General features: G+C 67.1%; 23 protein-coding genes and 2 tRNA genes. 16 read left to right on the forward strand and 9 right to left on the reverse strand.

Translation table 11 applies throughout. The features are described 5' to 3' along the window. Positions 1-67 precede the first annotated feature (67 nt). Complete coding sequence (gene pepN / locus IT072_RS09775) at positions 68-2,614, reverse strand: aminopeptidase N (protein ID WP_223360943.1); 2,547 nt, start codon at positions 2,612-2,614, stop codon at positions 68-70. Between the two features lie 99 nt (positions 2,615-2,713). Between pepN and IT072_RS09780 the strand changes: the two genes are divergently transcribed. From IT072_RS09780 to IT072_RS09795, 4 genes are read left to right on the forward strand one after another with little or no spacing between them, the layout of a single operon-like run. Continuing rightward, on the forward strand, positions 2,714-3,202 hold the full coding sequence (locus IT072_RS09780; protein ID WP_223360761.1) for a ribose-5-phosphate isomerase: 489 nt from the start codon (positions 2,714-2,716) through the stop codon (positions 3,200-3,202). After that, entirely contained in the window at positions 3,202-4,194 is a 993-nt protein-coding gene (locus IT072_RS09785) for an Fpg/Nei family DNA glycosylase (protein WP_223360762.1), read from the forward strand. Before IT072_RS09780 ends, IT072_RS09785 begins: the two co-directional genes overlap by 1 nt. Before the next feature lie 8 nt (positions 4,195-4,202). Continuing rightward, positions 4,203-4,841 (forward strand): FMN-binding negative transcriptional regulator, encoded by a 639-nt coding sequence (locus tag IT072_RS09790; protein ID WP_223360763.1) that lies wholly within the window; start codon positions 4,203-4,205, stop codon positions 4,839-4,841. Continuing rightward, positions 4,838-6,286, forward strand: coding sequence for an amidohydrolase (locus IT072_RS09795; RefSeq protein ID WP_223360764.1), 1,449 nt, complete (start codon positions 4,838-4,840; stop codon positions 6,284-6,286). Before IT072_RS09790 ends, IT072_RS09795 begins: the two co-directional genes overlap by 4 nt. A gap of 90 nt (positions 6,287-6,376) precedes the next feature. Here the strand turns inward: IT072_RS09795 and IT072_RS09800 are convergent, their stop codons facing one another. Further along, complete coding sequence (locus IT072_RS09800; RefSeq protein WP_223360765.1) at positions 6,377-6,859, reverse strand: Dps family protein; 483 nt, start codon at positions 6,857-6,859, stop codon at positions 6,377-6,379. A gap of 167 nt (positions 6,860-7,026) precedes the next feature. Here IT072_RS09800 and IT072_RS09805 point away from each other — a divergent pair, with 167 nt between their 5' ends. Beyond that, positions 7,027-8,460, forward strand: coding sequence for a sensor histidine kinase (locus IT072_RS09805; protein ID WP_223360766.1), 1,434 nt, complete (start codon positions 7,027-7,029; stop codon positions 8,458-8,460). Between the two features lie 65 nt (positions 8,461-8,525). On the opposite strand, the gene IT072_RS09810 is transcribed toward IT072_RS09805, so the two are convergent. Both IT072_RS09810 and IT072_RS09815 read right to left on the reverse strand, forming a co-directional pair. Next, positions 8,526-8,780 (reverse strand): antitoxin, encoded by a 255-nt coding sequence (locus IT072_RS09810; RefSeq protein WP_223360767.1) that lies wholly within the window; start codon positions 8,778-8,780, stop codon positions 8,526-8,528. A gap of 7 nt (positions 8,781-8,787) precedes the next feature. Further along, entirely contained in the window at positions 8,788-9,453 is a 666-nt protein-coding gene (locus IT072_RS09815) for a response regulator transcription factor (RefSeq protein ID WP_223360768.1), read from the reverse strand. Between the two features lie 124 nt (positions 9,454-9,577). Between IT072_RS09815 and IT072_RS09825 the strand changes: the two genes are divergently transcribed. Beyond that, positions 9,578-10,801 (forward strand): IS30 family transposase, encoded by a 1,224-nt coding sequence (locus IT072_RS09825; RefSeq protein WP_442786773.1) that lies wholly within the window; start codon positions 9,578-9,580, stop codon positions 10,799-10,801. Positions 10,802-11,107: 306 nt separating this feature from the next. On the opposite strand, the gene IT072_RS09830 is transcribed toward IT072_RS09825, so the two are convergent. Next, a complete protein-coding gene (locus IT072_RS09830; RefSeq protein ID WP_223360769.1) occupies positions 11,108-11,902 on the reverse strand; it encodes a hypothetical protein in 795 nt (264 codons plus the stop codon). A gap of 215 nt (positions 11,903-12,117) precedes the next feature. Between IT072_RS09830 and IT072_RS09835 the strand changes: the two genes are divergently transcribed. Next, complete coding sequence (locus tag IT072_RS09835) at positions 12,118-12,315, forward strand: hypothetical protein (RefSeq protein ID WP_223360770.1); 198 nt, start codon at positions 12,118-12,120, stop codon at positions 12,313-12,315. 342 nt (positions 12,316-12,657) lie between these two features. Continuing rightward, complete coding sequence (locus tag IT072_RS09840) at positions 12,658-13,503, forward strand: tyrosine-type recombinase/integrase (RefSeq protein WP_223360771.1); 846 nt, start codon at positions 12,658-12,660, stop codon at positions 13,501-13,503. 62 nt (positions 13,504-13,565) lie between these two features. On the opposite strand, the gene IT072_RS09845 is transcribed toward IT072_RS09840, so the two are convergent. After that, positions 13,566-13,826 (reverse strand): DUF3892 domain-containing protein, encoded by a 261-nt coding sequence (locus tag IT072_RS09845; protein WP_263282070.1) that lies wholly within the window; start codon positions 13,824-13,826, stop codon positions 13,566-13,568. A gap of 257 nt (positions 13,827-14,083) precedes the next feature. On the opposite strand from IT072_RS09845, the gene IT072_RS09850 reads away from it, so the two are divergent. Next, positions 14,084-15,079 carry a hypothetical protein gene (locus IT072_RS09850; protein ID WP_223360773.1) on the forward strand — a complete coding sequence of 332 codons (996 nt, stop codon included), beginning with the start codon at positions 14,084-14,086 and terminating at the stop codon, positions 15,077-15,079. Next, positions 15,039-15,569, forward strand: a complete 531-nt coding sequence (locus IT072_RS09855) for a hypothetical protein (protein ID WP_223360774.1) — start codon at positions 15,039-15,041, stop codon at positions 15,567-15,569. The genes IT072_RS09850 and IT072_RS09855 overlap by 41 nt, the downstream gene beginning before the upstream one ends. 7 nt (positions 15,570-15,576) lie before the next feature. Here the strand turns inward: IT072_RS09855 and IT072_RS09860 are convergent, their stop codons facing one another. The 3 genes from IT072_RS09860 to IT072_RS09870 form a co-directional block, all read right to left on the reverse strand. Next, positions 15,577-16,119, reverse strand: coding sequence for a hypothetical protein (locus IT072_RS09860; RefSeq protein ID WP_223360775.1), 543 nt, complete (start codon positions 16,117-16,119; stop codon positions 15,577-15,579). After that, positions 16,112-16,636, reverse strand: a complete 525-nt coding sequence (locus tag IT072_RS09865) for a hypothetical protein (RefSeq protein WP_223360776.1) — start codon at positions 16,634-16,636, stop codon at positions 16,112-16,114. Before IT072_RS09865 ends, IT072_RS09860 begins: the two co-directional genes overlap by 8 nt. Before the next feature lie 103 nt (positions 16,637-16,739). Continuing rightward, a tRNA-Gly gene (locus IT072_RS09870) sits at positions 16,740-16,810 on the reverse strand. Between the two features lie 98 nt (positions 16,811-16,908). Here IT072_RS09870 and IT072_RS09875 point away from each other — a divergent pair. The 6 genes from IT072_RS09875 to clpX all read left to right on the forward strand — a co-directional run bounded on the left by IT072_RS09875 (position 16,909) and on the right by clpX (position 21,909). Next, positions 16,909-16,983 (forward strand) — tRNA-Pro (locus IT072_RS09875). Between the two features lie 60 nt (positions 16,984-17,043). Continuing rightward, entirely contained in the window at positions 17,044-18,465 is a 1,422-nt protein-coding gene (gene tig, locus IT072_RS09880) for a trigger factor (protein ID WP_223360777.1), read from the forward strand. 70 nt (positions 18,466-18,535) lie between these two features. Further along, complete coding sequence (locus IT072_RS09885; protein ID WP_223360778.1) at positions 18,536-19,024, forward strand: tetratricopeptide repeat protein; 489 nt, start codon at positions 18,536-18,538, stop codon at positions 19,022-19,024. A gap of 111 nt (positions 19,025-19,135) precedes the next feature. After that, positions 19,136-19,729: an ATP-dependent Clp protease proteolytic subunit gene (locus IT072_RS09890; RefSeq protein ID WP_223360779.1), complete on the forward strand. Its 594-nt coding sequence runs from the start codon at positions 19,136-19,138 to the stop codon at positions 19,727-19,729. A gap of 29 nt (positions 19,730-19,758) precedes the next feature. Further along, positions 19,759-20,457, forward strand: coding sequence for an ATP-dependent Clp protease proteolytic subunit (locus IT072_RS09895; RefSeq protein WP_374758237.1), 699 nt, complete (start codon positions 19,759-19,761; stop codon positions 20,455-20,457). A gap of 177 nt (positions 20,458-20,634) precedes the next feature. Then, positions 20,635-21,909 (forward strand): ATP-dependent Clp protease ATP-binding subunit ClpX, encoded by a 1,275-nt coding sequence (gene clpX, locus IT072_RS09900; protein ID WP_223360780.1) that lies wholly within the window; start codon positions 20,635-20,637, stop codon positions 21,907-21,909. Positions 21,910-21,912 lie beyond the last annotated feature (3 nt).

Here is a 21,912-nt window from a genome sequence, read left to right on the forward strand (position 1 = left end):
CCCCTGGTACCAGGCCGGTCGGACGAGGGTCCCCTCCTCAGCTTGTTCGCGTGATGCGCGCGGTGCGTCAGCTCTGCGCGTCGCGCTCCTGGGCGGCGAGCGCGCGCTCCACGCCCGCGAGGTTCTCCACCACGAGGCGGCGGAGCGCCGCCGGCTCCGGATGGGCGTCGAGCCAGGCGCGCGTCGCGTCGCGCAGCTCGGCGTTCGCCAGCGCCGCCGGGTACATGCCCGCGACGAGGTACTCCGCGATCTTGTACGAGCGCGACTCCCACACGTCCTGCAGGGCGGCGAAGTACGGCGAGACGAAGCCTGCGAGCACCGACGTGTCCGCCGCGCGCTGGAAGCCGATCCCGGTGAAGCGCACGATGGTGTTCGGGAGGTCGTCGGAGCCGAACACCGAGTCCCATGCCGCCTGCTTGCCCGCGGCGGTCGGGATGCTCGCCCGCGCCTGCGCGGCGAACTGGCCGCCGTTGGCGGTGTTGTCCGCCGCGAGGGCCGCGTCGATCTCGGCGGTGCCGGCCGCACCACCGGCGACGAGGGCGATCAGCAGCTCCCAGGCCAGGTCGGTGTCGACCGTGAGACCGTCGAGCGTCTGCGAGCCGTCGCGCAGCGCGGCGATCTCGGCCAGGTGCTCGTCGGTCGACGCGTAGGCGGCGAAGAACTTGACGAACTGGAACTGCGCGTCGCTGCCGGCCTCGGCCTGCTTCGCCAGCTCCCAGAGCGCGGTCGCGACCGCCTGCATCGTCTCCTTCTGACGCTCGGGCGCGACGTAGCTTCCCGCGGCCAGGCCGAGCTGGGTGAGGGTCGTGCGGAGCGTGGTCGACTCCGTCTCGGCGGCGATGTTGCCGAGCACGAGGCGCACGTAGTCGCTCGCGCTGCTCTCGGCATCGCGCGTGGCATCCCAGGCGGCGCCCCAGACGAGCGAGCGCGCGAGCGGGCTCTCGATCTGGCCGAGGTGCTCGATCGCGACGGCCAGCGACGCGTCGTCCAGACGGATCTTGGCGTAGGCCAGGTCGTCGTCGTTGAGCAGCACGAGCGCCGGGCGGGTGCGGCCGACGAGTTCGGCGACCTCGGTGCGCTCCCCGTCGACGTCGAGCTCGACACGGTGGTCGCGTACGAGCGCGCCGTCACGCAGCTCGTAGAAGCCGATCGCGAGGCGGTGCGGGCGGATGGTCGGGTAGTCGGCCGCGGCGGTCTGCAGCACGGCGAACGACGTGATGACGCCGTCCGCGTCGACCTCGATCTCGGGGCGAAGCGTGTTGACGCCCGCGGTCTCGAGCCACTTCGCCGACCAGTCGGTGAGGTCGCGGCCGCTGGTGGCCTCCAGCTCGACGAGGAGGTCCTTCAGCTCGGTGTTGCCGTGGGCGTGCTTCGTGAAGTACTCGGAGACGCCTGCGAGGAAGTCGTCCTGGCCGACCCACGCCACCAGCTGCTTGAGCACCGAGGCGCCCTTGGCGTAGGTGATGCCGTCGAAGTTGACCTGCACGTCCTCCAGGTCGTTGATCGTGGCGACGATGGGGTGGGTCGACGGCAGCTGGTCCTGCTTGTACGCCCAGCTCTTCTCCATCGCGGCGAAGGTCGTCCACGCCTCGTGCCACTCGGTCGCCTCGGCCGTCGCGAGAGTCGAGGCGTACTCGGCGAACGACTCGTTCAGCCACAGGTCGTTCCACCACTTCATGGTGACCAGGTCGCCGAACCACATGTGCGCGAGCTCGTGCAGGATCGTGACGACGCGGCGCTCCTTGATGGCGTCGGTCACCTTGGAGCGGAACACGTAGGTCTCGGTGAATGTCACCGCGCCGGCGTTCTCCATCGCGCCGGCGTTGAACTCCGGCACGAACAGCTGGTCGTACTTCTCGAACGGGTACGGGACGTCGAACCGCTCCTCGTAGAAGGCGAAGCCCTCGCGGGTCTTCTCGAAGATGTAATCGGCGTCGAGGAACCCGGCCAGGCTCTTGCGCGCGTAGACGCCGAGCGGGATGGTCCGGCCGTCGCTGCTCGTCAGCTCGCTGTGCACCGACTCGTACGGTCCGGCGATGAGTGCGGTGATGTACGACGAGATGACAGAGGTCGGGGCGAACGTCCACGTCGCGACGCCCTCGCCCGCGGGCACGGGCTCGGGGGTGGGGGAGTTGCTCACCACGGCCCAGTTCGCGGGAGCGGTGAGCGTGAACGCGAACGTCGCCTTCAGATCGGGCTGCTCGAAGACCGCGAACATGCGGCGGGAGTCGGGCACCTCGAACTGGCTGTAGAGGTACACCTCGCCGTCGACCGGGTCGACGAAGCGGTGCAGACCCTCACCGGTGTTCGTGTAGATCGCGTCGGCGTCGACGGTCAGCACGTTCTCGGCCTGCAGGCCGTCCAACCGGATGCGCACGCCGTCGGCGACCTCCGCCGGGTCGAGCTCGACGCCGTTGAGGACCACTGAGTGCACGGTGCGGGTGATCGCATCGATGAACGTCGACGCGCCCGCGGTCGCGGAGAAGCGCACGGTCGTCGTGCTGCGGAAGGTCTCCGGACCGGTCGTCAGGTCGAGCGCGACCTCGTAGGCGTGGGTGCTGACGAGCGACGCGCGCTCCTGTGCTTCGATGCGGGTGAGGTTTTCTCCGGGCAACGGTGACTCCTTGAAGACGAGATTCGCGTGGATCGTGTCCACCCGATCCACCTTAGTGACCCGCGCGCCGCCGTCGGCGGCCTTCCCTAGACTTGCCTCATGCGCATCCACATCGCCACCGACCATGCCGGCCTCGACTTCAGCACGCACCTCCAGGAGCACCTGAGCGCCGCGGGCCACGAGGTCGTGGACCACGGTCCGGCCGCGTACGACCCGATCGACGACTACCCGGCGTTCTGCATCAACGCCGCGAAGGCCGTGGTGCGCGATCAGCAGGCCGGCGTGCAGGCGCTCGGGGTCGTCTTCGGCGGATCGGGCAACGGCGAGCAGATCGCCGCCAACAAGGTGCTCGGCGTGCGTGCGGCGCTGGTCTGGAACGAGAGCACCGCGCAGCTCGCCCGGCAGCACAACGATGCCAACGTGATCTCGATCGGCGCGCGGCAGCACACCGTGGAGGAGGCCACGCGCTTCATCGACCTCTTCATCGCGGAGCCGTTCTCGTTCGAGGAGCGGCACGTGCGCCGGATCGCACAGCTGGCCGAGTTCGAGGCCACCGGCGACATCGCGGGCAAGAACGTGGACCGCTGATGCCCGAGGGCCACTCCGTCCATCGCATCGCCCGGCAGTTCGCGACCAACTTCGTCGGTCACCGGGTGGCCGTCTCGTCGCCCCAGGGGCGGTTCGCCGAGGGCGCCGCGCGCATCGACGGCCAGGTCATGACCGCGGCGAAGGCCGTGGGTAAGCAGATGTTCCTCGAGTTCGAGAACGGGCTGTGGCTGCGCATCCACCTCGGCATCTACGGTGCGTGGGACTTCGCGGGCGAGATCAGCGTCGATCCGACGATCGCCTCGGCCAACGGGCGTATGGGGCAGACCAACCAGCGCGGCACCGTGGCCGACGACGCCCGGGTCTTCGACGACGCGGGTGAGAACTCCCTCCATTCGATCGGCGCACCGCGCCGCACCCGCTTGCGCATGGCCGAGTCGGAGAAGCTGGAGGCCGAGATCACGACGTTCCCGCCCGAGCCGGTCGGCCAGGTGCGTGTGCGCCTGCTGACGGACACCGCAGTGGCGGACCTCCGAGGCCCCACGGCCTGCGAGGTGCTGGACCCGGCGCAGGTGGATGCGGTCATCGCCAAGCTCGGGCCCGACCCGATGCTCGACGACGGGCCGGATGCCGAGGAGCGTTTTGTCGCGACGGTGCGGCGCAAGCCCACCGCGATCGCGCTCCTGCTCATGGACCAGAGCGTCGTGAGCGGCATCGGCAACGTCTATCGCGCCGAGCTGCTGTTCCGCGCGCGCCAGAACCCGCACACGCCCGGCAAGCTGGTCCCGGAGGACACCGTGCGCGCACTCTGGCGCGACTGGGTGAAGCTGCTGCGCATCGGCGTCGCGACCGGCCAGATGATGACGATGGACGACCTCGACGACGCGGCGTACCGCAAAGCGATGGCGAGCCGCGACGACCGCCACTGGGTCTACAAGCGGGAAGGTCTGCCCTGCCGTGTCTGCGGGACGCACATCGTGATGGAGGAGCTGGGCGGCCGCAAGCTGTACTGGTGCCCGAAGGATCAGGCCTAGGAGGCGGCATGCGCCAGAACCCGAGTTTCACCCTCACCGACGCCGAAGAACTGGCGCGGCTCGTCCGCGAGAACCCGTGGGCGACGTTCGTCAGCAACACCGAGGCCGGACTGGTGGCGTCGCACTACCCGGTGATCCTCGACGACACCCGGGACGGGATCAGCCTCCTGAGTCATGTCGGCCGCCCCGACGAGCAGTTGCACGAGCTGGGCGAGCACGAGCTCATGATCATCGTGCAGGGCCCGCACGGCTACATCTCGTCGGGCTGGTACGACGACAAGCCCGCCGTCCCGACCTGGAACTTCATCTCCGCGCACTTCTCCGGAGTGCCGGAGATCCTGAGCGACGAGGAGAACCTCGACGTGCTCGCGCGCCTGGTCGACCACTTCGAGCGCGAGCTTCCGGAGCCGCGGCGGATGGCGGGCACCGAGGCCGACGCCGCGTACGCCCAGCGGATCGCGTCGGGCACCGTCGGTCTGCGCCTCACACCGACCCGGATCACCGCCAAGCAGAAGATGAGCCAGAACCGGCCGGACCACATCGTCGACCGCATCCTCCGGGAGCTCGCCGGCGACGGGCCGTACGCGAGCGACGGGCTGCTCCGCGAGATGACGATCGTGCACGACCGCCGTCGCGCCGCCCGATGAGCCTGCTGCTGGCCGGGGCGCGGCTCCCCGGATCGGACGGCGTGCTGGACCTGCGGATCGTCGATGGCCGGATCGACGCCGTCGACCTCGCCGGACGTCTCGACCCGCGCGGGGCGGAACGGCTGGACCTGGGCGGTCGCTGGCTGGTGCCCGGGCTCTGGGACAACCACGTGCACTTCACCCAGTGGGCGCAGACCGCGCGCCGCCTGGACGTCTCGCGCGCGGCCTCCGCAGCGGAGGCGGCGGACCTGGTGCGCCGTCGCGTCGCGGCCGAGCCGGGGAAGGAGCTGCTGGTGGGGTTCGGCTTCCACGACGCACTCTGGCCCGACCTCCCGACCCGTGCCCTCTTGGACGCCGCGGCGGGGCAGCGGCCGGTGGTACTGATGGCGGGCGACCTGCACTGCTCCTGGCTGAACTCTGCTGCGGCGCGGCGGTTCGCCCCGGCATCCGACGACGCGGTGCTGCGAGAGGACGCGAGTTTCGCGGTCACGAGCGAACTCAGCGCAGCCGACGAGGCGACGTCGGACCGCTGGGCGGCCGAGGCCGCTGCGGCCGCGGCGCGCCGCGGCGTCGTCGGGATCGTCGACCTGGAGTACGGCTGGAACCTCGACACGTGGGTCCGCCGGATGGCGCCGTCCGATCCCCTCCTGCGCGTGGAGTTCGGCGTCTACGGCGACGATCTCGAACGCGCCGCCGGCCTGGGCCTGCGCACGGGCGCACCGGTGGAGGGCACCGACGGGCTGCTGACCGTCGGCCCGTTCAAGGTCATCTCCGACGGATCGCTCAACACGCGCACCGCGCTCTGCACTCACGCCTATCCCGACGGCAGCCACGGTGTCGCCAACCTGAGCGGGGACGAGCTGGTCGCCGCGATGCGGTTCGCCGTCCGCAACGGCATCGAGCCCGCCGTCCACGCCATCGGCGACGAGGCGAACCGGCGGGCGCTGGACGCCTTCGAGCGCATCGGCGTTCGGGGCCGCATCGAGCATGCGCAGCTGGTCGCCCCGGACGACGTGGCGCGTTTCGCGCGGCTCGGGGTGACCGCGAGCGTGCAGCCCGAGCACGCGATGCACGATCGGGATGTCGCCGAGCGACTGTGGGAGGGGCGCACCGACCGCGCCTTCCCGCTCGCGGACTTCCTCCGCCACGGCGTGCGGCTGGCCTTCGGGTCGGATGCGCCGGTCGCGCCGCTCGATCCGTGGGTCGCGATCGGCGCCGCGGTGGATCGGTCGCGTGCCGGGCGCGAGCCGTGGCATCCCGAGCAGCGCATCCCGTTCTCCGCGGCGCTCGACGCCTCGGTGCGCAGCCGTGTGGCCACAGGGGAGCCTGCCGACCTCGTGGTCCTCGATGCCGACCCGTCGACGCTCGCGGGGGAGGCGCTGCGCGCCGCGCCCGTCGCCGCGACTCTGCTGGGCGGCCGGTTCACCCACGACACGCTCCGCTGAGCCGCAGACGACAAGTGCGGCTCCCCGGGACGAGTGCTGCTCGGCGCAGCACCGCATTCGTCCCGAAGAGCCGCACTCGTGCGGCGGACGCTACTCGCTGATGTGGGCGAACAGGAACCAGCGGTCCTTGTCGAGACCGCGCGCGATCTCGATCGCGACGTCCTGGCTGGTCTGATCGAGCTCGTCGAGCTCCTTCACCGCGGTGTTGACGGCCGCCAGGGCGGCGTCGATCTGAGCGATGACCTCGGCGATCGTGTCGTTGGCGGGGCGGAAGCCCGCGGTCAGCTCCGGGGTCGTGGTCTTGGCGGCCACGGTCCCGAGGCGGCCGTCGACGGGCAGGCCCAGGGCGACGATGCGCTCGGCGGCCAGGTCGGCCCACTCCTGCGCGTGGTCGACGATCGTGTCGAGCAGCTCGTGGACGCCGATGAAGTTGGCGCCGCGCACATGCCAGTGCGCCTGCTTTCCGTTGACGACGAGCGCGGTGAGGTCGACGACCACCGGGCTCAGGAACTGGGCGACCCCGGCGGCGACGTCCGGGTTGGAAACACTCTGGCTTGCGGCGATGTCCGTCATGGTTGTGGCGTCCTTTCTCGTGCCTGCTTCAACGCTACCCGGGCGCGGGAATTCCGCAACGAAGCTGAGCCTCGGCTTACTCAGCTGAGCCTTGCCTGGGCGACGGCCGAACGTGGGCAGGAGGCCGCCCGGGGGATAACCCCCGCTGGGATCGGGAGGCTCGCGGGATGGGTTCGGCCGCAGGCGCCCGCGAGGCTGGAGGCATCCTCACCGACTGGAGAAGAACCATGACCGCCGTCCCGTCCGCCATGCTGGATCCTGTGAACGCACGTCCCGCTCCGCCCACCGACCGCACGACCTACGGCGCGCTGTGGCGGGGCGTCCCGCGCGAGCTCGGGTTCCTGCTCCTCACCATGCCGATCGCGATCGTCGGCCTCTCGGTGCTGCAGTCGCTCTTCTGGACGGGTGTCGGCACGATCGTCATCTACGTCGGCCTGTTCATCCTCATCGGCGCGTTCTACACCGCCCGCGGGTTCGGCACCCTCGAGCTCGTGCGCCTGCGCTGGGCGCGCCGACCCGAGATCGCGCGGCCGACGTGGGAGCCACGGGGCACGCCGCGCACGTTCTGGCGGGTCGCGTTCGGGCCGTTCGTCAACGGCCACTACTGGCTCTACCTGCTGCACGGCATCCTGATCAACCCGATCGTCAGCATCGTCACCTGGACCGTCACGATGGTGTGGACGCTCGTGGCGCTCGGCGGACTCACCGATTGGATCTGGGACGGATTCATTCCGCGCGAAGGGCAGAACGTCCATCTCTCCCACGTGATTGTGGACTGGGCCTTCCGCACGAGCTCCACCTTCGATCCGGTGCTCGGCGACCGCATCCTGTACTTCATCCTCGGGGTGGTGTTCGCCGCGACGCTGCCGTTCGTCACCCGCGGGTTGACGCTTGCCCATGACGCCATCGCGCGCGGGCTGCTCGGTGCGTGGCGTTCCGAGGCGCTGCAGCGGGAGGTCGCCGACCTGTCGGCCTCGCGCGGTGCTGCCGTCGCCGCCGAGGACCAGGCGCTGCGCCGCCTGGAGCGCGATCTGCACGACGGCCCGCAGCAGCGGCTCATCCGGCTGCAGATGGACATCGCCGCCGCCGAGCGCAAGCTCGCCGACGATCCGGACGCCGCGGCCGCCCTCCTGGCCGAGGCCCGGCAGCAGGCGGGGGACACCCTGGAGGAACTCCGGGCGCTCTCCCGTGGCTTCGCACCGCCGCTCCTTCAGGACCGAGGACTCGCCGCCGCCGCCGAGTCGCTCGCCGCGCGCAGCACCGTGGCGATGCGGGTGGAGTCGTCGCTCGCGACCGGCGAACGCTTCAGCCCGGAGACCGAGCGCAACGCCTACTACGTGCTCGCCGAGCTGGCGGCGAACGTCGCGAAGCACTCGGGTGCGACGGAGTCACGGCTGTTCCTGGACCGCACTGTCGACCCGTCGGGTGCTGTGTGGCTGAGCGTGTGGGTGACCGACAACGGCACCGGGGGTGCGGCCGCGGTCGACGGTCACGGCCTCAGCGGGCTGGCCGAGCGCGTGCGCGGCCTGCGCGGCGAGTTCGTCGTGGACAGCCCGGCCGGGGGCCCGTCGCGGATCGGGGCGCGTCTCCCGCTCTCCTGAGCGCGGAGACGACCAAGGGCGGGGGAGGGCTGTACCCTCGCCCGCCCTTCGTCGAGCGATCGCCGCTACTCGGTGCCGATGGCCTTGTCCGCGGCATCGCGAGCGCCGTCGATCTGGCTCTCGAACTTGCCACCGGTGACCTTGTTGGCCGCGTCGGCGACCCCGTCGAGCAGCTTGTCGCTGATGTCCTCGGCCTGCTCGGATTTCAGCGCGTTCTTCACGGTGTCGCTGTCGAGGAATTCCTTGGCTTTGTTGGTGATGTCGTCCAGTCCTGCCACGGTGCACCTGCTTTCGTCGTCGATGAGCGGTTCACGCGCCATTCTGTCCTCACCGCTGCAGGAACGCCAGTACCGCGAGCACCCTGCGGTGGTCGTCGCCGGAGTCCTCCAGTGTCAGCTTCTGGAAGATCGACGTCACGTTCTTCTCGACGGCGCCCACCCCGATCACCAGTTGCGCGGCGATCGCCGAGTTCGTGCGCCCCTCCGCCATCAGCCCCAGGACCTCCCGCTCACGCGGCGTCAGCGTCGCCAGCGGATCCGTGCGCCGCGTCAACAGCTCGCGCACGACCTCCGGGTCGAGCACCGTACCGCCCTGTGCGACCCGCGTCACGGCGTCCCGCAGCTCGTCGAGCGACGCGATGCGATCCTTCAGCAGGTAACCCGTGCCGCCCTCCCCGCTGGCGAGCAGCTCCTGCGCGTAGGTCCCCTCGACGTACTGGCTGAGCAGCAGCACGGCGACGCCCGGATGCTCGGCCCGGATCCGCAGCGCCGCCCGCACCCCCTCGTCGCGGAACGTCGGCGGCATCCGCACGTCGAGCACCGCCACATCCGGCCCCACCGCGCCGATCTCCGCCAGCAGAGACTCCGCGTCCCCGTACGCCCCGACCGTCTCGAACCCGGCCTCGTCGAACAGCCGGATCAGCCCCTCCCGCAACAGGACGGAGTCGTCGGCGACGACCAGGCGGAGCGGAGCAGAGGTGGGGTTCAGTGGCACGGGAGCCAGCCTATTCGGGCACAGCGGCGACGTCCCGCCGCACACATTTGGACCGAATGTCGAGAATCACGCTGGTGGTTTCTGGTGGTGAGTGCAACACCCTTTGTTGATGTGGAGGGTTGGGATGGGGTTGCATTCGTCGTTGGAGACGCGGGTTGAGGCGTTGGGGTTGTTGTTGGCTGGTGCTTCGGCTGTGAGTGTGGCGGTGGTGGTGGGGGTGCCGCGTGGTCGGGTGCAGCGGTGGGCCAGGCTTGCGGGCATGAGGTTTGAGCCGGGGAGTCGTGCTGGTTTGTTGCGTGTCGGGCTGTCGGGTGCGGGTGGCGCGGCGGGGGGTCATGGGCGCAGGTTGTCGTTGGCGGATCGGGCGTTGATCCAGGCAGGGTTGGCGCAGGGGTTCTCGTTGCGCCGGATCGCGGGTCTGGTCGGGGTGGCACCGTCGACGGTGTCGCGGGAGGTTGCCCGTTCCAGGTGGTCGTATCGGGGGCGGTGGCAATATGAGGCGGGGGTGGCGCATCAGGTCGCCGGTCAGCGGCGGGCCCGGCCCAAGCCGCGCAAACTCGATCAGGATCCGTGGTTGCGGGCCGCGGTGGTCGAACAGTTGAACGCCCGGTTCTCCCCGCAGCAGGTCGCGGGTCGGCTGCCGCTGCTGTTCCCGGGGCGAGAGGATATGCGGGTGACGGCTGAGACGATCTACCAGGCCCTCTATGTTCAGGGCAAAGGCGGGTTGCGGCACGAGCTGACCGTGGTCAAAGCGTTGCGGACCGGTCGGGCGGGACGCATCCCGCAGTCGAAACTGCCGCGGCGCAGCAACCGGCCCTGGCTGGACGGTGCCCGGCTCAGCGACCGGCCAGCCCAGGTCACCGACCGCGCCGTCCCGGGACATTGGGAAGGCGACCTCGTCGTCGGACCCGCAGGCTCCGGGATCATCACCCTGGTCGAACGCTCCACCCGGTTCGCCCTCCTGGGCCGGCTGCCCGGAACCCGGGACTCCGCCACGGTCATCGACCGGCTCACCGAGATGATCGGCCACCTGCCGTCCGCACTGTTCTCGACCCTGACCTGGGATCAGGGCACCGAGATGGCAGAACACGCCCGCTTCACTATCGCAACCGGTTGCCCGGTGTTCTTCGCCGACCCTCACTCACCCTGGCAGCGCGGCAGCAACGAGAACCTCAACGGGCTGATCCGAGACTTCTACCCCAAGGGCACCAACTTCAACACCATCCCCGACGCCGACCTCGCCGAAACCCAACGCCTCCTCAACATCCGCCCCCGACAAACCTTGAACTTCCACACCCCAGCCGAGAAACTCGACCAATACCTACAAGGTGTTGCACTCACCAGCTGAAACCGCCGCTCTGTAACCACACTTTTAGTCCAAATGTGTGTACGGCGGGATGCGAACGGAGGGGATGACGGGAATCGAACCCGCGTAATCAGTTTGGAAGACCCTCCAGGTGCGTAAACCGAGCCGAACCAATTTGCTCCGACCCAGACCGCCGTCACCCGTCTTGCCCAGTGTTTAAATGGGGAGATCGCGGGTTCTAGCCCCGTTACTCACCAGCCTCGGAGTGCGCCGGAGTGCCTCGGCGGGGCACGGTGACGGGGTTTTTCGGGGATTGGACGGGGATCGCGCCATCAGTTCCCGACGGGGTTAACCGGGGATGACGTAAGAGTTGAGGCCAGCGGCGAGGTTGTCATAGCGATCAAGCATCCACGAGACGCTGATGTGTTCACGCTTCGGTCGCGGCAGGTATCCGAAGCCTCCTGCGCGCATCTCTCCAGTTGGATGCTTCTTCGTCCACAAGAGTTGCGCGAGGTTGGGGAACATCTCGCGCGCGACCGGCTCGCGACCGTTGCCACCTGCCGTATTCGCGCAGTATCTGAACGCGCCGAGGGAGATGTCCGCGGCGCTACTGAGATGTGAAGCGTTGTCGCTGGTCATGCCGAACAACCGAATCCGATCATCGACTCGAACGTGGCTGCCTGTATGCATCTTGAGGCCGTGCTGATGAAGATACTCAAGATGGTCGTAACGGTCGTTGTCGCGGTCCATCAGCATGATGCCGGTCTGACGTTCATCCACGAGCAGCTTCCTGTACGAGCCAGCTAGCGTGTTCAGCGCCCATTCCATCCGCGTGTCGTAGCTCTGATCTCGGCACAGGTCGTGCAGGACGAGTGACACGATCATCCGGACGCCGATGTCTTTGAGGTCTGCGATCAGGTCGCGTTTAGCAGTCCTATGTTGCTCGATACTGACGGACGCAGGACGTGAATTCGTATCGAACTTGAAGCTTTGGCCATGTCGGTAACCAGCGATTCGACGCTGCTTTGCCACCGCGGAGTGAACGAGGGCGATCTGAGCCTCGTCGAACACCAGCCCGCCTACGATGAAGAACTCGCCCTGCGATGCATCCTTGTTTGTCTCATCTACGAGAAACGTGTACACGGAGCCCCCTTCTCTTCCTTGAAGCTACCCGAGGGAGCACTGCGGTGTGGTGCAAGGCGCAGCGCGTCGCTAGCGCTCATCCGCCCCAGAGAGATGCAGCATTCTCAGTTTCTCGACGGGGTTTGCCCACCGCAACGCCAGCCGAGCCGATCGCGGCCGATGCCGCCGAGCAGATGGGCTGGGCCGACCGATGAGCAAGGTCATCGTCCGTCGCCGTGTCAGCGCTCAAGCGTGGCCACGTCGTCCTGGAGGACTACGAGTTGCCGGCCGTCATCACGCGGATCGTGCCGAGCCGAGGACGCTTAACAGTCTGGGCGCGCTACCCGTGGCAGGCGTCAAGAGAGCCGGAGTGGCGGCTCGGCCGCTTCAACCGAGCCGACGTCCTGCCCAAGGTCGTGGAGAGGGGCTACTGATGGCACACGTTCGAGAATTTGAACGGAAGACCGGCATCGCGTACGAGGTGCGATGGAAGGCGGACGGTCGAGAGCGGCAGAAGACCTTCACCGTGAAGCGTGAGGCCGAGCGGTACGCCCTCACCGTTGAGAACGCCAAAGCCACCGGAGCGCCGACAGCCGAGCTCGCAGGACGATCCGAGAAGTTCGAGGCGGTCGTGGCAGCGTCCCTCGACGCGAGCCGTCCGCGGCTCAAGGCAGGGACCATCGTGCAGTACGAGAACCTCTACGCGACCCGCATCTTGCCGACGTTCGGCGCCCAAGCGCATCTCCGCAATCACGAGCCAGGATGTGCAGCGGTGGGTGAGTGCTCTCGTCGCTGCGGGCAAGGCACCGAACACCGTCCACAACCACTACGTCGCCCTGAACAAGGTCTTCCGCTACGCGGCCAAGCACCGGCTGATCTCGCATAACCCTTGCGACGCCGTCGAGCTACCGAAGAACGTTCACACCAAGGGGTTCGCGCCGGTGTTCCTCACCAAAGCGCAGGTGGACGAACTCGCGTCTGCTCTCGACGTAACGGAGCCGTACGGATTGCTTGCGCGTTTCTGTGCGCTGACGAGGCTGCGAGCGGCAGAGGTACAGGGTCTGCGAATTCGAGATGTAGCCCTCGCCGCCACCGAGACGACCGGCGCGCACGTCGAGGTTCGGCAGACGATAAAGCGGGTCGGCGGAGTGTGGACTGTTGGCACGCCCAAGTCCGCCCGGAGTCGCCGCGACGTGCCGTTGCTCGACCGATCGCTGATTGCGGAGCTGAAGTTGTTCCTCCTGACGCACCCGAACTCAGGCGACCCCGACGCGCTCTTCTGGCCGGCTCGGAGCAACGGCTCTCGTCGCCTCGACTTCTCCCGCAACATCGACTGCGGGTCTGTCCTGCAGTACTACATGCGCCCGCTGCTGCCCGCTCTAGCGTTGCCACCGAAGATGCGCTGGCACGACCTCCGCCACACGTACGCATCGCTGATGCTCGCCGCGGGCATCCCGCCGTACAAGCTCAGCCGGTGGACGGGCCACGCCTCGCTCGTCACAACGGACACCATCTACTCGCACCTGTACCCGAGCGACTACAGCGCCGAGATCGCGCAGTTCGAGGCGTTCACATCCAGCAGAGCGGTAGTGATCGCTGACCGGCTTGCACTCGAGCGCTGACATGGGGGAGCCCCGACGCGCATGTCGATTCGGGCGACACGTGCGCCGGGGCTCTGCGCAGACTAGAAGGTCGGCAGCGACAGCAGGTTGTTGTTCCACTTGCCGTCGGCGTACGTCCGCAGGTACGGGCGTCCGGCGTCCGGGTGCACGGTGCCGACGTCTACGCGACTTGCGCCACTGCCGACGTAGGCATCGCCCTTCTTGTTGTCGATCCACTCGACCATCGTCGGCTTATCGCTGACGCCCGTCTCGGTGCTGCTCGTGTTCTTCCACTTGTAGCTGACGATGGACTCGTGCGTCTTCGAGTAGCCCTCGTAACGCACGTGTGTTATTTGAACTGCCATTGCTTCTAACTCCCTTGGTAAGCGAGCCGCGGGTGCGACTGACACATACCAGTCTGTCTCTGTCCACCGACACCGAGGCCGGGCACACTCGGAGGCTGGGTAGCGGCCAAACCTGCTCCTCCCGCGCACTTTGATCCTCCTAGCTGCCGCGAGAGCCACCCGAATAGGGGTGAAAAATGGCCGATGGTGACGACGGCGTTTCGCTAAGGTCTTGCCAAAGAGGGGGACTGTCCAAGATGACGCTCGATCAGGGGAACAATTCTGCGGCCGCTGCTTCAGAGCCGTGGTTCTCCAAGCCCAACGTCGATGTGCTGTTCTATCGCGTAAATCGCAGGCCGATTGGGGGCGATCCGTCGCTGTTTGATCCGCCCCCAGACCTCCTGGATCATCTCCGACGCGTTCTTGCGGTTTCGGCGCCCGGGCACAGTGGCAGAAAGTATCGCAGGACCTGGCAGCTCGGCAGCCTGGAGTTCGATGAGCAAGCCGGGACCTTCACCGGGCGCTTGGGGTGGGCCAGATCGGCCAGTGTTCTCGGGCAGGTCTGGGACAGCGAGACTCACGAGTGGAGGGACCGGCTCGTCCCCAAGGATGACAGCGCTGTGGCGCCTGTCGCGTTCAGCTTGAACGGTCGCATCCTCGGCGTACTGAAGCATCCCTCCTTCACGACCGAGGCAGTGCTCGACGACGTGCTGACGGAGATTCTCAATGGCGGCGAACGCCAGATGGAGTTCCCGACTACGTCCTGGGGCGTCGAACCCCTGGGCGACCAAGGAGACTTCTACGCATGGCTAGATTCCGTCGATCAGTTGTTGCTACTACGCCTTGTCTTCGAGCGCCCGAACCCCGACGGCGAGCCTGAGTTCGATGCGTTGTTCGCTCGTCTCGATCGGTATGAGGCGGATCAGATCAAGGAAGAAATCCGGGCGCGCGACCAAACATCGGGGCTTCAGAAAGAGGCAGTCAAAAACGATCCAACCACCAAGGGGTTCCTGGTTGCGGCCCTCGACCATGCATTTGGACGGATCTGGGCTAAGGGAAAGCGCAATGGTCGCGCTGCAACTTATGATCAACGCCAGAGGGTCCAACGGCTGTCTATCGACGATGTCGGGAGCGACTGGAATACTGCGACCGAGGCCGTCCTAGACGCGGTCTCCAAACGAGGACTGGAGCATGGGAAAACTTCGAAGCGAGGTGAGCTTTTGGACGGCAGTGGGACGACTTCGCCTCTCTGACGTTTTCTCGTTCGAAACGCTTTCGAGCATCGTTCTTGGGGTCGGCCTTGCGTGGTACCTCGCCGCGTTCGGCGCGCTTGCTCAGCGCACGTCGCTGGCCTCGTCTTTCCTAGCCGTTGTGGCTGCGCTCGTAGCAATTGTGTTCGCCGGGCTGGCCTTGGTGGCCTCTCTCCTGTCGGACACATACTTGCGCCTGCTCCGAACAAACGAATCTGGTGTGCTGGGGTTCTTTCGCCCATTCCTTCTCGCGGTCGGCGTCCAGGTAGCGACATTAATTGGTACGGCCTTTTATCTAGCGCTGTCTCCGACGCTTCCTCGGCCTGTTGAGGAGTACTTCTTTGGCCTAGTTGCAACGTTCTTCTTCGCTTCTTGCTTTGAGATCGTTGTCTTGACGCGATCAGTTCTGATGCACGCACTGCTAAGAAGCCGGCTCGGCGAATTGATCGAGCTTGAGACCGAGAAAGAACGCAAACGCAAGCCTGGCGCTTGACTCGTTCTCAATGGAGTCGGTCGTCCTCTTCCCACACAGAAATAGATCGCACGTCGGCGACCTCCCGCGACGTCGCGGTCTCGAAAGGATCACCCCGCAACACCACGCTCTCCTCGGGATCAAGTTTGCGCGGCGAGTTCTTGTCGAGGCGTAGTTTCTCGACCTCTTCCACATACTTGGGCGGCTGCAAGCTTGCATAGAGAGCACTCACACCCCCGCCAGCAGAGCCCCCAACATTGACTCTGCGAGTGCGGAAAGTGCGGGCCAATGTGAGTTTCGGGGCAACCTCCACAGCGCGCACCGTGATTTTCACTACTCGAATTCCGCCAAGCTGTTCTCCCGTGTCGGGGTCTGTGATTCCCACTGTGTCCGGGTTCAGAACCGCGAAGTACATTCCTTCACGAACTCCGTCATCGCTGCCCTTGTTGAGGATGATCTCGCGGTCGCTGACGACCTCCGCGACTTTTCCCCTGATGCGAGTGAGATGTTCGACCCGGTCAACTACCTCCTCAAGCCGCTCGCTATTCGTGATGTCGTTGTCCTCAGACATCAGTTCCCTTTCTCTGAAGCATCTTCAGGGCATCGCGACCCGCGTTGTTGAGCTTGTCGACCTCGGCCAGGGCGCCCGGTGCGATGTTGTCCCACTCTGCCATCGAGACGTAGAGCGAGCTGATTACTTCCTCTAGCCGGTTCTGGGTGTCGACGAGTCCGACCTTCACGCGGTTGGGGTCAGACTCCACCTCGCTAACGAGACTGGTCGTTTGGACCCGTACATTTTCCAGGTCTTGGGCTGCGCCGAGAAGTCCCCGCACCGCGCTTGCACCGTTGGTCGTGTAGTCGACGGGGAGAGGCGTCGCTTGCAGCAATACTCCGAGGAGCGCGCCGAGCACCCCACATGCGCCGGTGCCCAATCCGACCCAGGGCTGGTGCAGCGAGATCAGCACGCTGACCACAACGATGACCACAATGAAGACGACAGCCAGCCAAAACTTGAAGTCCAGCTTCAACTCAGACTTGCGGAATCGCAGCGTCGGCGCCGAACGCTCCTCAGTCGAATCCACCGTCACGGAACAATAGAGTATTGCGAAACCGAGAGAGCGCGGGGTTTTGACGGGGATCGCGTTCCGGAGCGTTTCGCTCGACGGGCGGCTCGCCCAGTGTTTCCAGCGGAGGGGATGACGGGAATCGAACCCGCGTAATCAGTTTGGAAGACTGAGGCTCTACCATTGAGCTACATCCCCGAAGCCGCGCGTCTGCGGCGGCCGGAGACCATCGTAGTACACGCGGGGGTCATCTCGTGTGCAGTAGACTTGCGCGTGGTCTTTCGCACCGTTGTAGCCGGGGCGTAGCTCAGCTTGGCTAGAGCGCCCGCTTTGGGAGCGGGAGGTCGCAGGTTCGAATCCTGTCGCCCCGACGAGGACCTCGTTCCTTGCGAGAAGACCATCGTTCGAACATTCAGGAGAACCCAGACATCGTGAAGACCACGGTCGAGAAGCTCAGCCCCACCCGCGCCAAGCTCACCATCTCGGTGACGCCGGAGGAGCTGAAGCCTTCCATCACCCACGCGTACGAGCACATCGCCGAGCAGGTCAGCATCCCCGGCTTCCGCAAGGGCAAGGTCCCGCCGGCGATCATCGACCAGCGGGTCGGCAAGGCTGCCGTCCTCGAGCACGCCGTCAACGAGGGCCTGGACGGTTTCTACCGTGCGGCCGTCGAGGAGAACGACGTGCGCCCGCTCGGCCGCCCGCAGGCCGACATCACCGAGTGGCCGGCCGAGAAGGACTTCTCCGGTGACCTGCTGCTCACCATCGAGGTCGACGTGCGCCCGGAGATCACCCTCCCGAAGCTCGACGACATCACCATCACGGTCGACGCCGCCGAGATCGCGGAGAGCGACATCGACGAGGAGCTCGACACCCTGCGCAGCCGCTTCGGCACGCTCGTGACGGTCGACCGTCCGGCCAAGAAGGGCGACTTCGCCCAGATCGATCTGACCGCCGAGATCGGCGGCGAGGAGGTCGACACCGCCGCGAACATCTCCTACGAGATCGGCTCCGGCGAGCTGATCGACGGCATCGACGAGGCGCTCGACACGCTGACCGCGGGAGAGACCACGACCTTCGAGGCTCCGCTCATGGGCGGCGACCACGAGGGCGAGAACGCGCAGATCACCGTCACGCTCAACGCCGTGAAGGAGCGGGAGCTGCCGGAGGCGGACGACGACTTCGCCCAGATCGCGAGCGAGTTCGACACCATCGCCGAGCTGCGGGACAGCCTGCGCAGCCAGGTGGAGCGCTCGAAGGCGTTCGGCCAGGGCACCTCCGCCCGTGACCAGCTCGTCGACACGCTCCTCGAGCTCGTCGAGATCCCGGTCCCGGAGCAGCTCGTCGAGGACGAGGTGCACCGCCACCTCGAGCAGGAGAACCGCCTCGAGGACGACGTGCACCGCGCCGAGGTGAAGGAGTCGAGCGAGAAGACCTTCCGCACGCAGATCCTGCTGGACGAGGTCTCGACGGCCGAGGACGTCAAGGTCAGCCAGGACGAGCTCACCCAGTACCTCATCCAGGGTGCGGCGCAGTACGGCATGGACCCGAACGAGTTCGTCAAGATCCTCAGCGAGAACGGCCAGATCCCGTCGATGGTCGGCGAGGTCGCCCGCAACAAGGCGCTCGCGATCGTGCTCGGCAAGGTGAAGGTCGTCGACAGCAACGGCAAGCCTGTCGACCTCAGCGAGTTCACGGCCGTCGCCTCGGGCGACGACGAGGACGCGGAGGCCCAGGACGCGGAGGCCCCCGCGGAGGAGGCCGCCGAGGCCCCCGCCGCCGAGGAGAAGCCGAAGAAGAAGGCTCCCGCCAAGAAGCCGGCCGCCAAGAAGAAGGCCGCGGACGCGGAGTAACACGACACGACGACGAAGGCCGGGTGCGCACGCGCCCGGCCTTCGTCGTATCCGGCACGAGGGAGACGGAATGGACGACTGGCAGCGGCGTGTCGACGCGGCGTGGGACGCGGCGGACGACCGGGGTGAGGCGGCGACCGTCGCCGCGATCCTCGCCCTCGCAGCCGAGCGGCCCGCGGGGGACGCCGCCGCGCTGTACGAGAGCGCGGGCGCGTACGACTACGCCGGAAGGGAGGCGGAGGCGGAGCCGCTCTACCGGGCGGCACTCGACGCGGGCCTGGCCGAACCGGAGCGCTCGCGGGCGACGATCCAGCTCGCAAGCACGCTCCGCAATCTGGATCGTCCTGAGGAGGCGGTCGAGCTGCTCCGCGACCTGCTCGCCGCCCAGCCGGCCGGCGCTCCGCTCGCCGGTGACGCGCACGCGTTCGCCGCGCTCGCGCTCTTCGATCTCGGCCTGAAGGCGGAGGCCCTTCGCGAAGCCCTGACCGCTCTCGCACCGCACGCCTCCCGCTACGGCCGTGCGATCTCCGCATACGCGGCCGAGCTCGACGACGCCTGACCCCGCCGTCATGTGCACGGCGCGACACCACTCTGCCCAGGGCGAACAGCGCCGAAATGGCCGCACCGCTCCGATAGATTCGATCCCAAGCGATAAGGAAACGGAGCGAACATGGCCGACCTGGGTATCCAGCCCAATGTTTTCGACAGACTGCTGAAGGACCGCATCATCTGGCTCGGTTCCGAGGTCCGGGACGAGAACGCGAACGAGATCGCCGCGAAGCTGCTGCTCCTGGCCGCCGAGGACCCGAAGCGCGACATCTATCTCTACATCAACTCTCCCGGCGGTTCGATCACGGCCGGCATGGCGATCTACGACACCATGCAGTTCGTCCCGAACGACATCGTCACCGTCGGCATCGGCATGGCGGCCTCGATGGGCCAGCTCCTGCTGACCGCCGGCACCAAGGGAAAGCGGTACATCACCCCGAACGCCCGCGTGCTGCTCCACCAGCCGCACGGCGGGTTCGGTGGAACCGCGAGCGACATCCAGACCCAGGCCCAGCTCATCCTGGACATGAAGAAGCGACTCGCCGAGATCACGGCGTCGGCCACGGGCAAGTCCGTCGAGCAGATCAACGCGGACGGCGACCGCGACCGCTGGTTCACCGCGCAGGAGGCACTCGAGTACGGCTTCGTGGACCACATCCGCGAGTCGGCCCTCGATGTCGCCGGCGGCGGCGGCACCGACCAGGAATCCAAGTAGCGGACGCCGGAAGGACGAAGGACACCACTATGAACACCCCCATGCTCGGCGGAGCCGCCCACAACGGCCAGCCTCTCGGCGGCCAGGCCCTCGGCGGCGTGCAGGCGCCCGGCTCCCGCTACATCCTCCCCAGCTTCGAGGAGCGCACGGCCTACGGCTACAAGCGCCAGGACCCGTACGCGAAGCTCTTCGAGGACCGCATCATCTTCCTCGGCGTGCAGGTCGACGACGCCTCGGCGGACGACATCATGGCCCAGCTCCTCGTGCTCGAGAGCCAGGACCCCGACCGCGACATCGTCATGTACATCAACTCGCCCGGTGGCTCGTTCACCGCGATGACGGCGATCTACGACACGATGCAGTACATCCGCCCGCACATCCAGACGGTCGTGCTCGGCCAGGCGGCCTCCGCCGCGGCCGTGCTGACCGCTGCGGGCACCCCCGGCAAGCGTCTCGCGCTGCCGAACGCCCGCATCCTCATCCACCAGCCGGCCGTCGGCCAGGCGGGTCAGGGTCAGGCGTCCGACATCGAGATCCAGGCCAACGAGATCATGCGCATGCGCAGCTGGCTGGAGGAGACGCTCGCGAAGCACTCCAACCGGTCGGTCGAGCAGGTCAACAAGGACATCGACCGCGACAAGATCCTCGGTGCGCAGGAGGCTCTGGAGTACGGTCTGATCGACCAGGTGCTCACCAGTCGCAAGACGCTGCCGGCGCTCGTCAAGTAGCAGCAGCGGTAGAAGGGGAGGACGCGGTCGATGCGATCGCGTCCTCCTCGCACGTCCGGCGGTCATCTGCTGTCGGCATAACGGCGGATGACGCGTTCGACCCGCCGGTGCGCGCCATTGTCGCTCGCACAGGTTAGGCTCGGACGAAGACACCCGTGTTGTAGGAGGGGATGAGGGATGGCTCGAATCGGGGAGAGCGCCGATCTGCTCAAGTGTTCCTTCTGCGGCAAGAGCCAGAAGCAGGTCCAGCAGCTGATCGCCGGGCCGGGCGTGTACATCTGCGACGAGTGCGTCGAGCTGTGCAACGAGATCATCGAAGAGCGTCTCGCCGAGGCCGGCGAGGAGGCCGCGAGCGAGTTCGACCTGCCGAAGCCGAAGGAGATCTTCGGGTTCCTCGAGGAGTACGTGATCGGCCAGGAGCAGGCCAAGCGCTCGCTCGCCGTGGCCGTCTACAACCACTACAAGCGGGTGCGCGCCAAGCAGACCATCACGGCGGCCGACGCCATGGACGACGTCGAGATCGCCAAGAGCAACATCCTGCTGATCGGCCCCACCGGCTGCGGCAAGACCTATCTGGCGCAGACGCTCGCCCGCCGCCTCAACGTTCCGTTCGCCGTCGCGGACGCCACCGCCCTCACCGAGGCGGGCTACGTCGGCGAAGACGTCGAGAACATCCTGCTCAAGCTGATCCAGGCCGCCGACTACGACGTCAAGCGCGCCGAGACCGGCATCATCTACATCGACGAGGTCGACAAGATCGCCCGCAAGGCCGAGAACCCGTCGATCACCCGCGACGTCTCCGGCGAGGGCGTGCAGCAGGCGCTGCTCAAGATCCTCGAGGGCACGGTCGCCTCGGTCCCCCCGCAGGGCGGTCGCAAGCACCCGCATCAGGAGTTCATCCAGATCGATACGACGAACGTCCTGTTCATCGTGGCCGGCGCCTTCGCCGGGCTGGAGGAGATCATCTCGTCCCGCGCGGGCAAGAAGGGCATCGGCTTCGGCGCCCCGCTGCACTCCAAGGGCGACGACATCAACCTCTTCAGCGAGGTGCTCCCGGAGGACCTCCACAAGTTCGGGCTCATCCCGGAGTTCATCGGCCGTCTGCCCGTCGTCACGACCGTGACGCAGCTCGACCAGAGCGCCCTGATGCAGATCCTCACCGAGCCGAAGAACGCCCTGGTGCGTCAGTACCAGCGCATGTTCGAGCTCGACGGCGTACAGCTCGAGTTCGAGCACACCGCGCTCGAGGCCATCGCCGATCTCGCCGTGCTCCGCAAGACAGGTGCCCGCGGCCTTCGCGCGATCATGGAGGAGGTGCTCGGGCCGATCATGTTCGAGGTGCCGTCCAGCTCCGAGGTCGCCCGCGTCGTCGTCACCCGGGAGGCCGTGCTCGAGAACGCCGCGCCCACCATCGTCCCGCATCGCCCACGCCGCGAGGAGAAGTCGGCCTGACGG

Source organism: Leifsonia sp. ZF2019 (assembly GCF_019924635.1).
Lineage (GTDB): Bacteria > Actinomycetota > Actinomycetes > Actinomycetales > Microbacteriaceae > Leifsonia.

Coding starts and splice junctions, on each gene's coding strand:
- IT072_RS09780 (WP_223360761.1), top strand. CDS start 2,714: ATGCGCATCCACATCGCCACCGACCATGCCGGCCTCGACTTCAGCACG.
- IT072_RS09785 (WP_223360762.1), top strand. CDS start 3,202: ATGCCCGAGGGCCACTCCGTCCATCGCATCGCCCGGCAGTTCGCGACC.
- IT072_RS09790 (WP_223360763.1), top strand. CDS start 4,203: ATGCGCCAGAACCCGAGTTTCACCCTCACCGACGCCGAAGAACTGGCG.
- IT072_RS09795 (WP_223360764.1), top strand. CDS start 4,838: ATGAGCCTGCTGCTGGCCGGGGCGCGGCTCCCCGGATCGGACGGCGTG.
- IT072_RS09800 (WP_223360765.1), bottom strand. CDS start 6,859: ATGACGGACATCGCCGCAAGCCAGAGTGTTTCCAACCCGGACGTCGCC.
- IT072_RS09805 (WP_223360766.1), top strand. CDS start 7,027: ATGGGTTCGGCCGCAGGCGCCCGCGAGGCTGGAGGCATCCTCACCGAC.
- IT072_RS09810 (WP_223360767.1), bottom strand. CDS start 8,780: ATGGCGCGTGAACCGCTCATCGACGACGAAAGCAGGTGCACCGTGGCA.
- IT072_RS09825 (WP_442786773.1), top strand. CDS start 9,578: ATGGGGTTGCATTCGTCGTTGGAGACGCGGGTTGAGGCGTTGGGGTTG.
- IT072_RS09850 (WP_223360773.1), top strand. CDS start 14,084: ATGACGCTCGATCAGGGGAACAATTCTGCGGCCGCTGCTTCAGAGCCG.
- IT072_RS09860 (WP_223360775.1), bottom strand. CDS start 16,119: ATGTCTGAGGACAACGACATCACGAATAGCGAGCGGCTTGAGGAGGTA.
- IT072_RS09885 (WP_223360778.1), top strand. CDS start 18,536: ATGGACGACTGGCAGCGGCGTGTCGACGCGGCGTGGGACGCGGCGGAC.
- IT072_RS09890 (WP_223360779.1), top strand. CDS start 19,136: ATGGCCGACCTGGGTATCCAGCCCAATGTTTTCGACAGACTGCTGAAG.
- IT072_RS09895 (WP_374758237.1), top strand. CDS start 19,759: ATGAACACCCCCATGCTCGGCGGAGCCGCCCACAACGGCCAGCCTCTC.
- clpX (WP_223360780.1), top strand. CDS start 20,635: ATGGCTCGAATCGGGGAGAGCGCCGATCTGCTCAAGTGTTCCTTCTGC.